We start from the raw sequence: 13,650 nt of genomic DNA, 5'->3' as shown, positions 1-13,650 counted from the left end.
CGCCCGCGCCGGCAAGGGGCGGGCGCCCGTCAATCAGAATGGCGAAGCGGGGTATAAGGTTGGCCGATGACGCCTTGGCTGTGGTTTGGTTACGGTTGCATGATTGTTATATTCATGCCTGCATAAATCTTAAATTGGTCTTAAAATTTAGCAGATAAGGGAAGGTCAAAACTTCTGAGCCACAGTGAAGCGGACCGAACGCGGTTCCAGCGGGTGGACATGCCGGTCCCTGACCCCTTCGGCAGGGTCGCCCGGCAGCCGGTCCGTATAGTGATAGACGGCGGCATCATCCTTGCTGTCGAACAGGTTATAGATGCCGACCCCCAGGCTCAGCCCGCTTTCCAGCGTATAGTTGGTCAACAGGTTCCATTCCTTGTAGCCGCTGGATTGGATGCTGTTATCTTCGATCAACGGATGGGTGCCGAGGTAACGGAACTCCGCACCGGCGGACAGGCGCCCGGCTGCCCAGGTGCCGGCCAACCAGGGTTCCCCACCCCCGGATGGCCCCAATTCCTTCAGATAGATCGCCAGCGAGCCGATATATTTCGGTGCGTCGGGGATGAATTTGCCGGCCGGATCAGCATCCCGATAGCGGGCATGGCTGAAGGCGATGCTGCTGTAGAATTCCAGCCAGGACCAGGGGGCGTAGGTGCTGTTCAGTTCCAGGCCGCGCCGCCGGCTGGGCCGGCCGGCCTCTGTCTGTCCGGCATCGGCGCTGTAGGTCAGCTCAGAACCAAAATCCATCTGGAAGGCGGTCAGCGTCGCCGTCAGGTTGGGCAGGATGGTGGAACGCAGCCCCACCTCCTCCCCATCCACCTTGGCCAGCAGGGCCGCACCGCCCTGGGTGACGCCGCGCACATCATTGCTGTGAAAGCCACGGCCGGCACTGACATAGAATTCCGTGTCCTTCCACAGGGTGACAATGGCGCTGCCCTTGGGCTGCAACAGATGCGCGCTCACCTTCCCGGCATTGCTGCCACGGTCGGTGCCGCGCATATAATCCCCGCGCAGCCCGACAACGGTGCGCAGCCAGGGCGTCCAGCGGCTGGTGAGCTGGAGATGGGCGCCCGCCCCCGTCTGCCGGACCGTATCATCCTTCAGGAAGCCGGTGGTGACACGGGCCTTGGTGGTCTGCAAATCCACGCGCACATCATCATAGCGGCCGTCCAGGCCGCCCGCCAACTCATGCTCCACGCCCAGGAAATCGAGTTTCTGGCCATAGCGGATGGAACCGCCGATCACCGTCCGGTTCTCATTCTGGGCGTGCTGGTCGCCATCGACAGGATTATCCAGGAAATGGGTGAAATTGTTCCAGAGCGTCAGTTTGCTGTCGACGATATAGGCATTGGCCGTCAACTGGCCGCCGGCCAGCCAGCCCCGTTCCAGCGAGCGGGCAACGTTGCCCGACAGGCTGATCCGCCGGGCCTGCCCGCCATCGCTGGGGTCCAGGGTGCCGTAACGGCCGATCAGCCCCTGTTCGATGGCCCGCAGCGGCTGATCCGTGGTGGCATTCCAGCGGCCCCGATAGTACATGGCGGTCAGGCCGAACCCATCCTCCCGGTCGCCCTGGGCATAGCGCAGGACGGCGTTGGTCTTGTGCAGATTGTCGGGATGGTCCCACGGCCCGTCATAGCGGACCAGTTCACCACCGGCCAGCAGACGGCCCTGCCCCATCTCGGCACTGCCAGCGCCGAACAGGCGCTTATATCCCAGCGTGCCGACCGTCAGGGCCGCCTGCGGGTCCATCCGGTCCAGATAGCCCAACTGGACCGAGCCGACGGCGGAAAAATCACCCTGGGCGGCGAAATAGGGGCCCTTGGTATAGCCGATGCCGCTGACCAGTTCGGGAATGATGAAGTTCAGATCGGTATAGCCCTGGCCATGCGCATGGGTGCGCATATTGACCGGCATCCCGTCCACGCTGGTGGCCATGTCGGTGCCATGGTCCAGGTTGAAACCGCGCAGCAGATACTGGTTGGCCTTGCCCTCCCCGCTATGGCTGGTGACGACCAGGCCCGGCACCGTTTCCAGCATCTGGCCCGGCCGATAGGCCGGCAGCAGGTCCAGCTCCTCCTTCACCACCACACCCTGGCTGGAGGTGACGGCCGTGCCGATCAGGTCCAGCCGCTGGGCGGTCACCACCACCTCTTCCACCGCCGCCACCTCTGTCGCGGCGGGGGCGGCCGGGCTGCTGGCCGGCAGCAGGATACCGGCCAGCAACGCCAGTTTCAGGGCGGGGAGCCCCTGGGCCCGTCGCCGCGACTTGGCCCCTTGCGGTTCCGGGACTGTCCTGGCGTGGTGCATTGCTTTCCTCCCTTGCACGTTCTGCTGCCGATATCCGGCGGGGGGAAAGCGGGGCACAAGTTACATACCGTTACGGACAGCCAGGGCGGCCCCCCGTAACGGCTGGTCAGAACTGTTACGCCGGTTGAATCGCCTGGGCAAAGGTGAAGAGCGACTTGGGGTCCACCTGCTTTTTCACCTCTCGCAGCCGGGGGTAATTCTCCCCGTAATAGGCGATGGGCCAATCACCCAGCGTGGGGTCGGAGAAGTTCTGATAGGCCCCAACCGCCCCCGTCTGCTGATTGGCCAGATTATAGAAATTCTGCTGCCAAAGCAGGTTGGCTTCCACCTGGGCCGGCGGATCGGTGGGCTGCCACCAGTTCATTTCCACCGTGAACAGCCAGTCGAACCCACGATGCACATAGGCGGTTTCGGTCGGCTTCATCTGGTTGATGGTCCCGCCGACCTGGAAGAATTTGAAGGCCACTGGCATGGCCGTGCCGGGCAGCTTGTGCGCCAGCTCCATCATTTCCCCGACAGCGGCCTCGGTCAGGCGCCGGGCCATCATGTAGCTGGATTTTTCCTGATAATAATAGGGATAGGGGGCTTCACTGAGGAAATCCTGGCCTTCCCAATAGGCGATGTCCGGTTTCACCACCTTGCTGGAGGCGGTTTCCCACCATTTGCCAAAGATGGAGGCCAGGGTTTTATCGCATTTATGCAGTTGGCCCAATACGGACAGGCTGATCCCCTTGCCGGCGCACCGTTCGGCCAGGCTGGGCATGGTGACGCTGATCTTGCTGCCGAATTCCTTTGGCGCGCTGTTCAACTGTGCCAGCAAGCCCGTCAGTACCTTTGTCAGGTCGCCCCCCTCCCAGGTCAGCTTGAACACGGTGACCGTGCTGACCGGGTAGGTTTGCAGGGTAAAGGCGGTGTTGATGCCGAAATTGCCGCCGGCCCCACCGCGGCAGGCCCAGAACAGGTCGCGGTCATGGGTATCATTGGCGCTGTGCAACTCCCCCTCCGCCGTGACCAGATCGGTCGCCGTCAGCAGGTCGGAACCAACACCCAGCAGGCGCATATTAAAACCGATCCCGCCCCCCAGCAGGAAGCCCGCCGCCCCCACCGCATCACAGCGGCCATGGGTGATGGTGCGGCCCATGCGTTCCAGTGACTTATAGACCAGGGCATTGGAAATGCCGCCATCCACACGCACCAGACCGTCCTTGCCGACGGGTTCCACCCCCTTCATCAGCGACATGTCGATCAGCAGACCGGGGGTGGAGGAGAAGCCGGCATAATTATGCCCGCCGGAGCGCACAGCGAACGGCTTGTTATGCTTCTTCACCCATTGGATGCAGGTCAGCACATCCTCCGCCCTCTCACAGCGGGCGATGCCCTGGGGCGGGATATTGTAGCGCAGGTTATTGGGACGGCAGACATCGGCGAAGTTCGGGTCTTCCGGGCGCAGCACCGGCCCCTGCATCGCCTTGGCCAGATCAGTCCAGGCGGAAGGCGGCGGGCAATAGGCGCGGTCGCCATCGGCGGCGCGGGCCAGCCGTATCGGCCCCGGTATCTGTGTGGCCACGGCCAACCCACCCAGGCCAGCCAGAAAAGAACGGCGATTATGTTCAATTTTGCGTAGCATGATACCTCCGATATCCTATCGCATAGGTTTATCAGGGCATATGCGCAGTGCGCAAGTTTTCGGCGAAAAATCAAAAATGTTTTACAATCAAAACGTCAGGGCACCATGGGGCAGCGATCACCCGCTGCCCCACCATTGTCACCAGTAGAATTTTATGCTGAGAGAGGCGTTGCGCGCCTCACCAACGCTGCTGTAGCTCCAATATTTTCGATTGAACAGGTTGTTGATATTGCCCGTGATGTCGGCCCGGCGGCCGGCAATGCTGGTGCTGTACTGGAAGCCGGCATTGGCCACCACCCGGCTGGGCATATAGAGCTGGTTATCATCCGCCACCGGCCCCCGGCCGAAATAGCGGATATTGCCATGCAGGCGCAGCCCCTCCACCCACGGTACCTGATATTCAGCATTGGCCAGCCATTGCCAGCGTGACGCCTCTGCCGGGATGTGGCCGCGCAGCGCCGCATTACCGGTGGATACTTTGTCGATGCTGGGATCAAGATACAGGGTGCCCAGGCCCAGGCGCAGACCATCATTCACCCGGTAGGCGCCGGTGAACTCCACCCCCTTGTAAATATTCAAACCATCCTGGGACAGGTAGCGGCGCCCCTCCCTCTCATTGATGATCTGGTTGGCCCGTTCAACCCGGAAGGCGGCGGCCGTCAGGCTCAAGCCCGCATGGTCGTACTTCGCCCCACCCTCATATTGCTTGGAGATGGTGGCATTGAGAATTTCCCCGGCATTGGCATATTCACCGCCCACACGCGTGCCCCCCTCCATGGATTCCACATAAGAACCGTAGAGCGAGATATATTCCGCCGGCTTGTGGATCAGCGCGAAGGTGGGGGTGGTGGCGGTGGTGCGATAGCCGCTATCCACCGTGGGGTCGCCATCCAGATCCATCAGCTTGTACTTTGTGTGGCGGGCACCGATGATGGCCTGCCATTGCGGGCCGATATGCAGCGTGTCGGAGACAAACAAAGCCGTCTGCCGTTCATCCGAGGCGCCGCCCGCCGTGCTGAAATCAAGATCGCGGGTCACCAGGAAGGGCTGCGGCTGGTAGATATTGCCGTTGAAATCATTGTTCCAGTAGGAGGTGAGCGAGCCGAAATCGGAAAGGGTCCGGTGCAGTGCCACGCCCGCCACCAGTTCATGACGGATCGGCCCGGTTTCCAGCTTGCCCTGCACCATCCCCTGACCGAAATGCGCCTGATCGGTCTCGGCGAAATTATAGGCATAGCCCTGATAATCGCCGGCACGGTTCAGCATATAGGCGAACATCTTGTTCGACTGATGCTTTTTGCGCGTATAGCCGTAATTCAGCTTGGCGGTCCAATCATCCGCCAGATCCCAATCCAGCCCGGTGGCAACGCTGGTGGTGCGGGTGCGGTAATAGGAATTATCAACGTTCAGATTGTCATAATCATAGGTCGGTTCCGGCAGAACCGTGCCCTGATACCCGGTCCAATAAAAATGGAAGGGCTCATGTTTCAGCTTGCTGGCCTCATGCGTGGCGGTGGCGTGCCAGCGCAGATCGGGCGTGATGGCATAATCCAGCGCCAGCGACCCAACCCAGCGATTGACGCCGGCCTTGCTATAGGCCGTCCCCTGTTCCCCGGCCAGATTGAGGCGATAACCCAGCCGTCCATCCCCCACCGGGCCACCGGCATCAATATGACCATAACGAACGCCGGGATTGCGATAGCCCAGTTCGGTGGTCAGCAGCGGCTGCGCCGTGGGGCGCTTGGTCTGATAGAGGATGGCCCCGCCCGGCGCGCCGAAACCATACATGAAGCCGGTCAGCCCCTTCAGCGCCTGCACCGTTTCCACCGATTCCAGCGGGAAGTCGCCACCCCAATAGAGCAACAGCGGCACATCATCGATATAGTAATTGCGCACACCCAGCCCCCGGATCTGGGTGCCCCACCAATTGGTGGTGCCGGGGCTGGCATAGGAGAAGACGCCGGGATCATTGATGAAGATCTGGCCGATGCTGGTGGCCTGACGCCGCGCAATTTCGTCCTTGTCCACCAGGGTAACGGAATAGGGCGTGTCCAGAATGCTCTTTTCCCCCAGCGCCCCGCTGCTGACCGGCTGTTTCAGCCGTTCAAGGGTGCCGATGACGACAATATCCTCCGCCGTCGCCCGCTGGGCCACTTGCTCCGCCGCCTGTTCCTGCTGCGCCGATGCGGGTGCCGTCAGTGCACCCAGCAGCCACAGGGCGGCACCCGCCCGCAAAACCCCCTTCACATTCATCGGTACCCCCAACCCCTATTATCGACATACATAATTCGCGCACACAAATAATAAGAGTCGTTATCATTATCAAACTATCGCGGCGGATAGCAGCCGTGCGGCGGATGGGCAGCAGCCTTCCCCTGGGAGGGGCGTGCAATCGGCCAGCAAAATCCCTATGGTACTCAGCCCTGCTTTCCGGTGCGGCCAGGGCCGCCTACGACGATTGGTGATTGGGAATGAGCCGTTTCTGGAGCCCCATTGTTCACAGCCTGACCCCCTATGTGGCCGGTGAACAGCCCCGGATTCATGGTCTGATCAAGCTGAACACCAATGAGAACCCCTATGGCCCCTCCCCGCGCACGCTGGCGGCCATCAAGGCGGCGGTGGATGACACGCTGCGCCTGTACCCGGACCCGACGGGGCTGGCCCTGCGCCAGGTGATTGCCGACAGCCACGGCCTGTCGGTGGATGAGGTGTTTGTCGGCAACGGGTCGGACGAGGTGCTGGCCCACTGTTTCCAGGCGCTGCTGAACCATGATCAGCCGCTGCTGTTCCCGGATATCAGCTATAGTTTCTACCCCACCTATTGCCGGCTCTACGGCATTGATTTCCGCACCATCCCGCTGGATGCGGCGATGCGGGTGCAGGTGGCGGATTACAAGCTGCCCTGTGGCGCCATCATCCTGCCCAACCCCAACGCCCCCACCGGCATTGCCCTGCCGCTGTCGGAGATTGAAACGCTGCTGCGCGACCATCCCGATCAGGTGGTGGTGATTGACGAGGCCTATGTGGATTTCGGCGCGGAGAGCGCCATCCCGCTGGTCAAGACCTATCCCAACCTGCTGGTGGTGCACACCTTTTCCAAGTCGCGCAGCCTGGCGGGGCTGCGCGTCGGCTTTGCCGTGGGCCAGCGCCCGCTGATCGAGGCGATGGAACGGGTGAAGGACAGTTTCAATTCCTACCCGCTGGACCGGCTGGCCCTGGCCGGCGCCGTGGCCGCCTGGACCGACCAGGACTGGTTCGAAACCCACCGCCAACGCATCATCGCCAGTCGGGAGACGCTGACGGTCGCGCTGCAGGGGCTGGGGTTCGAGGTGCTGCCCTCCGCCGCCAACTTCCTGTTCGCCCGCCACCCGGACCGCGCCGGCAAGGAACTGGCCGCCGCGCTGCGGGAAAAAGCCATCCTGATCCGGCACTTCCAGAAGGAGCGGATCGGGGACTTCCTGCGGATCACCGTGGGGACGGAAGCCGAGTGCGCGCGGCTGGTGGCGGCGTTGGGGGAGGTTTTGGGGTGAGGGGTGGCCGGTAACGGCTAGGCTGTCGCTACCCGCTGATTGGGCGTATATTTTCTTTCACCGCATACGCTGAAATCGCCAGGTTCAAGGTGCTGACAACGCTGATTGCCGGACTTTGGCGCGGGAGGAACAGAAAATGAGCAGCAGCGCTGACCGTATTCTCCAAGGGCTTCAGGAAGCCCTTGCCCATGCCAAGGGGGAGGATGTGCCGGAGCTGGTGGTGCATGTCCCCGAAACGGTGGATGTCGCCGCCGTGCGTCGCCAAAAAGGACTGTCTCAGGATACTGCCCCCGACCGCATCGGAGTTTCGTCTGCAACACGGCGGGATTGAGAGAAGGGTCGTCGTTCCCCAGAAGGCGCGGCACGGGTTTTGCTAGCGTTGCTGGCGTTGCTGGATCGTAATCCGAGGATTGCGGAGGAGACTTTGGTTTAGGAAACCCAGAAGGCGGTGACCTAAAAACGAGGCAGGTCGAGAGAAAAACAACCATCAGATAGGGCGCAATTGCTGCTTTAAATAAATTTATATCCAGGATATCATAGTTTCGTATTTATAGATTTTCAGTATATACCCTTGAATGGAAAGGGACGGAAATATATTTTTCACTTTTTTATGAACGCAACGATCAAAGGGCTATAATCCGCGTTAGTCAAAGATGCTGTAATAAATCTGGTTCATTCATTATAGAATCAGATATAAATATTTTTCATATAAAAATAGAAATTAAAAAAAACAGCGCAGCAAGAGGCCAAAAAAAATAAAAGGATGCATCGAATGGAATATGATAAATTACGAAAAATATGGAATCAAGGAAAGATACCAGTTGCCCTAAGAAGAACTGGACCATGGGAACTGTTAAGGGTTCGCATCCCGCATAGCGAATTAAATTACAAATGGCTGAAAAACGGACGAAAATCGTCTCCGATATGGATAAGATCGGAAAATTACTGGGAGATACCAAAATCTTGGTTTAATGATTTTGTCGAGAGATCCCTAGAGGACTATGGTCAGTTGTATATAATACAACCATATAGAGAAAAAGAAAAATGCGCTTCGGCGTGCTTACATGCAGAAGGCCACGAGTGTCAGTGCTCTTGTATGGGGCAAAATCACGGCACCGGAAACGATGGAACTTGGTTTGAAATCTCAGATGCTTTTGCTTGCAAATGGGGGGAAAAGAAATATGCGTGCAGACTAATGAAGAAGAAATATAAAATATACTGTTTTTAGTTATTTAAAATACCTGAAATAGCATTATTCTTAGTGTCTGTCCGGAAAGTTTCACGTTATTTCAACGTCTTACACGACTTATCTTCAAACGCTACCGTCACCCCGGCGAAGGCCGGGGTCCAGAATAATAGGCGCTTTGCTCTACGAAACTGGACCCCGGCCTTCGCCGGGGTGACGGGATTAAAACATTAACATGTTGAGAAAGAACGAAAACTTTTCAGACGGACTCTTAAATTTCCCCTCACCGAAACGTCTCAATCTCCAACCCGAACCGTTTCAGCTTATCGTACAGCGTCTTCCGCGGCACCTGCAGTTCCGCACTCACCGCCGCCACATCGCCTTTGTGGCGGCGCATGGAGTCCGCGATCAGGCGGCGTTCGAAGCCGTCCACCAGATCGGCCAGACTGGCTGAACCGGGGGTGCCAGCGGGGGCCGTGGCCGGGGGTGCCCCTGCCCCACCACCCAGCCCAGCGGGCAGCAGGGGCAGGCCGATCACCGCGCGTTCGGCCAGATTGCCCAGTTCGCGCACATTGCCCGGCCAGCCATGGGCGAACAGGGCCTGTCGTTCCGCCTCCGACACGAAGGGCGGCACGCGGCCCAGGCGGCCCGCCGTCTGGCCCATGAAATGGTCCAGCAGCAGACCGATATCCTCCGGCCGGTCGCGCAAGGGCGGGATGGTCAGGGGCACCACGTTCAGGCGGTAATATAAATCCTCCCGGAACTTGCCGGCGCGCGACAATTCCCCCAGATCGGCCTTGGTGGCGGCGACAAAGCGCAAATCCAGCGGGATCGCCTTGTTGGCCCCCAGCCGCTCCACCTTGCGATCCTGCAATACCCGCAGCAGCTTCACCTGCAGGGCCAGGGGCATACTCTCGATCTCATCCAGGAAGACAGTGCCGCCATCGGCATATTCCAGCTTGCCGATGCGTAGCTTGCCGGCCCCGGTGAAGGCCCCGGCCTCGTGTCCGAACAGCTCACTTTCAAACATGCTTTCCGGGATGGCGCCGCAATTCAGCGCCACAAAGGGCCGGTTGGCGCGGCTGGAAAACTGGTGCAGGGCGCGGGCCACCATTTCCTTGCCGCTGCCCGTCTCCCCCAGCACCAGCACATCGGCCCCGGTATCGGCCACCTGCAAAATGGTGCGCTTCAGCGCCTGCATGGAAGGCGACCGGCCCAGGATCAGGCTGTCAATGCCATGGTCACCATCCAATGCTGCACGCAGCCGCCGCACCTCCGCCGACAGGCGGCTTCGTTCCAGGGCGCGGTGAACGGTGGCGGTCAGCCGTTCAGAGGCAAAGGGCTTTTCAATGAAATCATAGGCCCCGTCGCGCATGGCCCCCACGGCCATGCTGATATCGCCATGCCCGGTCATCAGCACCACGGGCAGGTCAGGGTCCAGCCCCTGGGCGGCGCGCAGCAGGTCCATCCCGTCCATGCCGGGCAGGCGCACATCGGTGATCAGCAGATCCGCCGGCCCGGCCTTCAGCGCCGCCAGCGCCGGCTCTGCGGCGGCAAAGGCGGTGACCGGCAGGTCCGCCAGTTCCAGCGCCTGTTCAATGCCCAGGCGCACGGCGTCCTCATCCTCCACCAGCAGGATGCGCGGGGGTCTCTCAGCCATGGGCGGGCAGGTCGATGGTGAACATTGCCCCTCCTTCCGGGCGGTTGGCGGCATGGATGCTTCCCCCATGGTCCTGCACCATCCCGGCGGAAATCACCAGCCCCAATCCAAGCCCCTGGCCCGGCGGCTTGGTGGTGAAGAAGGGCTCGAACAGGTGCGGCAGGCTTTCCGGCGCAATGCCGGACCCGCTATCCAGCACCCGCACCAGGGCGCGGCCACCGTCGCGCACCGCCTCCAGCCGCACCTGTCGTACCGGGCCGCCGGCCACCGCGTCCAGGGCATTGCCCAGCAGGTTGACCAGCACCTGTTCCAGCCGGATGGGGTCAAACCGCACCCACAGGTCGGGGTCGATGGCGGTTTCAACATTCGCATCCAGCCGCCGGCTTTTTTCCGCCAGCAGGGCCAGACTGTTGCCAGCAGCCACGGCCAGCCGCACCGGTTCCGGCCGGTTTTCCGACTTGCGGGCAAAGCCGCGCAACTGGCCGGTGATGCGGGCCATCCGCTCGGTCAACTGGCCGATCATGGTCAGATTCTCCGTCACCCGGTCGGCCTTGCCGCGCGCCAGGAAGGCGGCGGCATTGTCCGACAGGGTGCGCAAGGCCGCCAGCGGCTGGTTCAGCTCATGCGTGATGCCGGCGGCCAACTGGCCCAGTGCCGCCAGCTTGGCCGCCTGCACCAACCCATCCTGGGCACGGCGCAGATCATCATTGGCGGCCACCAGTTCGGCTGTGCGGGCCGCCACCTCCCGTTCCAACGCCTGGGCGGAACGTTCCAGGGCGGCACGGGTGGCGCGTTCGGCCGCGCGCGTGCGGCGGCGCTGGCGTACAAGCATGGCCGCCAGGGTCAGCAGCAACACAAACGCCGCCCCCGCCGCCCAGGCGATGCGCTGGGCATTGGCCACCGGCGCCATATCGGTCAATAACAGCAATTGCCAATCCGTGCCCGGCACATTGCGGGCCATGGCCAGCAAGGGCGGTGTGCCCGGCCCGCCGATACGCAGGACAGAGGCCCCGCCCCCCAGATCGGCCAGTTGTTTCACCGCCAGCACGCGCAGTTCCACCCGGTCATATTGGCGGGTGGCCGCCAAACGCTCGCGCAAACCGTCGGACAGCGGTTCCAGGGTGCGGAAGGTCCAGCCCGGCACGGATGACAGGATGGTCACGCCATGCCCATCCTTCACCAGCACCCGGTCGGCGGCCTGGCCCCAGGTGCGTTCCATGCCGGTCAGGGTCACCTTCACCACCACCACGCCCAGCACCCCCTCGGGACCGGGGATGGAGCGGGCAAAGTAATATCCCGCCTCCCCGCTGGTGGTGCCGATGCCATAGAAGCGGCCATAGCCCTTGGCCATGGCATCGCGGAAATAGGGACGATAGGAGAAATTCATGCCGACAAAGCTGGCCGGCCCCTGCCAATTGCTGGCGGCGCGCGTCGTGCCCTCTGTGTCGATGGCATAGATGGCAGCGGCGCCCGACACGGTGGCCACCTGTTCCAGATAGGTGCTGGCCCGCTGGCTCAACGGTTCATTACCGGGGGCGGACAGCATCTGGCGCAGGGTGGTGGAATAGGTCATGACCGACGGCAGGGTCTCATACCGCCCCAGCTCGCTGCGCAAACCTTCCACATAGATGTCGCGGCGGGGGCCCGCCTGTTCCAGCAACTGGGCAATGGCCAGCCGCTCCGCCAACAGCCCCGCCCCGCCGGCAGCCAGCACCGCGATCAAGGCGGGGATCAACCAGAACAGGGCACGACGCCAATGGGGTTTCAGGATGGGCCTCGTTTTGGGGTTGGGGGACCGCTCGTCACCATAAACAAAGGGCCGGCGGTACGGAACAGGCGATGGGGGGTCTCGCTTAGCACCCCATCACTGTTCCACACCGCCGGCCCTGGCCGGGAGACCCTGGGGCTTATTCCGCCGGGGCCAAACGGGTGTTCGGGGCGATCTCCACGTCCGGGGACGGGTTGGCCAGCTCACGGGTCAGCTTCTCCTGGTCCAGCGCGCCTTCCCACTTGGCAACGACCAGGGTGGCAACGCCATTGCCGACCAGATTGGTCAGGGCGCGGGCTTCGGACATGAAGCGGTCAACACCCAGGATCAGCGCGATGGAGGCGACCGGGATATGGCCCACCGTGGCCAGCGTGGCCGCCAGCACGATGAAGCCGGAACCGGTAACACCCGCCGCGCCCTTGGAGGTAAGCAGCAGCACGGCCAGGATGGACAGTTCCTGCCAGATGGTCAGGTCGGTATTGGTGGCCTGGGCCAGGAAGATGGCGGCCATGGTCAGATAGATGCAGGTGCCATCCAGGTTAAAGGAATAACCGGTGGGCACCACCAGACCGACGACGGACTTTTCCGCCCCCAGCTTGTGCAGCTTGGACATCAAACGCGGCAGCGCGCTTTCAGAGGAGGAGGTACCGAGCACGATCAGCAGCTCTTCCTTGATGTACTTGATGAAGCGCCAGACGGAGAAGCCGGTGAGGCGGGCAACCACACCCAGCACGCCGAAGACGAACAGCAGGCAGGTCAGGTAGAAGGCGGCCATCAGCTCACCCAGCGACACCAGCGTGCCCACGCCATATTTGCCGATGGTGAACGCCATCGCACCGAAGGCACCGATGGGGGCCACCTTCATCACGATGCCGACAATCTTGAAGAACACGCCGGCGGCGCTGTCGATCATGTGCAGCAGCGGGCGACCGCGCTCACCCATGGAATGCAGGCCAAAAGCAAACAGGATGGCAATGAACAGCACCTGCAGGATCTCGCCCTCGGCAAAGGCACCGACGACGGTCTTCGGGATGATGTGCATCAGGAATTCGACCGTGCCCTGCTCCTGCGCCTTGGCGGCATAGGTGGCGATGGCCTTGGTGTCCAACGTGGCGATATCCACGTTCATGCCGGCACCGGGCTTCCAGATATTGACCACCAGCAAACCGATGATCAGGGCCAGCGTCGTCAGCACCTCAAAATAGATCAGCGCCTTCATGCCGACACGGCCCACCTTCTTCATATCCTCCATCCCGGCAATGCCGTGGACGACAGTGAAGAAGATGATCGGCGCGATCAGCATCTTGATCAGCTTGATGAAGGCATCGCCCAGCGGCTTCATGGCGGTGCCAAGCTCGGGATAGAAATGCCCCAGCGCCACGCCGATGGCGATCGCCGTCAGCACCTGGACATAGAGGCTCTGATAGAACTTCTTGGGCTTTGGTGCTGCCACGGCACCACCGGTCATTTCCTGGGCCATTCTTTGCCTCCCGTTTGAACCATGACCACCCCGGACAGGAAAGGGCGGCTTGGGAGCCTTATAGGCACGCGGCGTGCCAACAGGCCGGGTTGGGA

At 61.5% G+C, this 13,650-nt stretch carries 8 protein-coding genes; 2 read left to right on the top strand and 6 right to left on the bottom strand.

Annotated elements, in window-relative coordinates:
• Nucleotides 1-165: 165 nt before the first annotated feature.
• From GE253_RS06005 to GE253_RS05995, 3 genes are all read right to left on the bottom strand, one after another.
• On the bottom strand, nt 166-2,304 hold the full coding sequence (locus tag GE253_RS06005; protein ID WP_153203217.1) for a TonB-dependent receptor: 2,139 nt from the start codon (nt 2,302-2,304) through the stop codon (nt 166-168).
• Nucleotides 2,305-2,419: 115 nt separating this feature from the next.
• Nucleotides 2,420-3,931 carry an FAD-binding oxidoreductase gene (locus GE253_RS06000; RefSeq protein WP_153203216.1) on the bottom strand — a complete coding sequence of 504 codons (1,512 nt, stop codon included), beginning with the start codon at nt 3,929-3,931 and terminating at the stop codon, nt 2,420-2,422.
• Between the two features lie 138 nt (nt 3,932-4,069).
• Nucleotides 4,070-6,184 (bottom strand): TonB-dependent siderophore receptor, encoded by a 2,115-nt coding sequence (locus GE253_RS05995; RefSeq protein WP_153203215.1) that lies wholly within the window; start codon nt 6,182-6,184, stop codon nt 4,070-4,072.
• Between the two features lie 218 nt (nt 6,185-6,402).
• Here GE253_RS05995 and hisC point away from each other — a divergent pair, with 218 nt between their 5' ends.
• Both hisC and GE253_RS05985 read left to right on the top strand, forming a co-directional pair.
• A complete protein-coding gene (gene hisC, locus GE253_RS05990) occupies nt 6,403-7,461 on the top strand; it encodes a histidinol-phosphate transaminase (protein WP_153203214.1) in 1,059 nt (352 codons plus the stop codon).
• Nucleotides 7,462-7,597: 136 nt separating this feature from the next.
• Nucleotides 7,598-7,792 (top strand): hypothetical protein, encoded by a 195-nt coding sequence (locus GE253_RS05985; RefSeq protein WP_211101358.1) that lies wholly within the window; start codon nt 7,598-7,600, stop codon nt 7,790-7,792.
• 1,138 nt (nt 7,793-8,930) lie between these two features.
• Here the strand turns inward: GE253_RS05985 and GE253_RS05980 are convergent.
• The 3 genes from GE253_RS05980 to GE253_RS05970 all read right to left on the bottom strand — a co-directional run bounded on the left by GE253_RS05980 (nt 8,931) and on the right by GE253_RS05970 (nt 13,543).
• The gene (locus GE253_RS05980) at nt 8,931-10,307 is read right to left on the bottom strand and encodes a sigma-54 dependent transcriptional regulator (RefSeq protein WP_153203213.1); all 1,377 of its coding nucleotides are present in this window, start codon (nt 10,305-10,307) and stop codon (nt 8,931-8,933) included.
• Nucleotides 10,300-12,021 (bottom strand): ATP-binding protein, encoded by a 1,722-nt coding sequence (locus GE253_RS05975; protein ID WP_348770784.1) that lies wholly within the window; start codon nt 12,019-12,021, stop codon nt 10,300-10,302. The genes GE253_RS05980 and GE253_RS05975 overlap by 8 nt, the downstream gene beginning before the upstream one ends.
• 193 nt (nt 12,022-12,214) lie before the next feature.
• The gene (locus tag GE253_RS05970) at nt 12,215-13,543 is read right to left on the bottom strand and encodes a dicarboxylate/amino acid:cation symporter (protein WP_153203414.1); all 1,329 of its coding nucleotides are present in this window, start codon (nt 13,541-13,543) and stop codon (nt 12,215-12,217) included.
• Nucleotides 13,544-13,650 lie beyond the last annotated feature (107 nt).

Origin of the sequence: Niveispirillum sp. SYP-B3756, from assembly GCF_009495745.1 — a bacterium.
Taxonomy (GTDB): domain Bacteria; phylum Pseudomonadota; class Alphaproteobacteria; order Azospirillales; family Azospirillaceae; genus Niveispirillum.
This window is presented reverse-complemented; position numbering and strand designations above follow the sequence as displayed.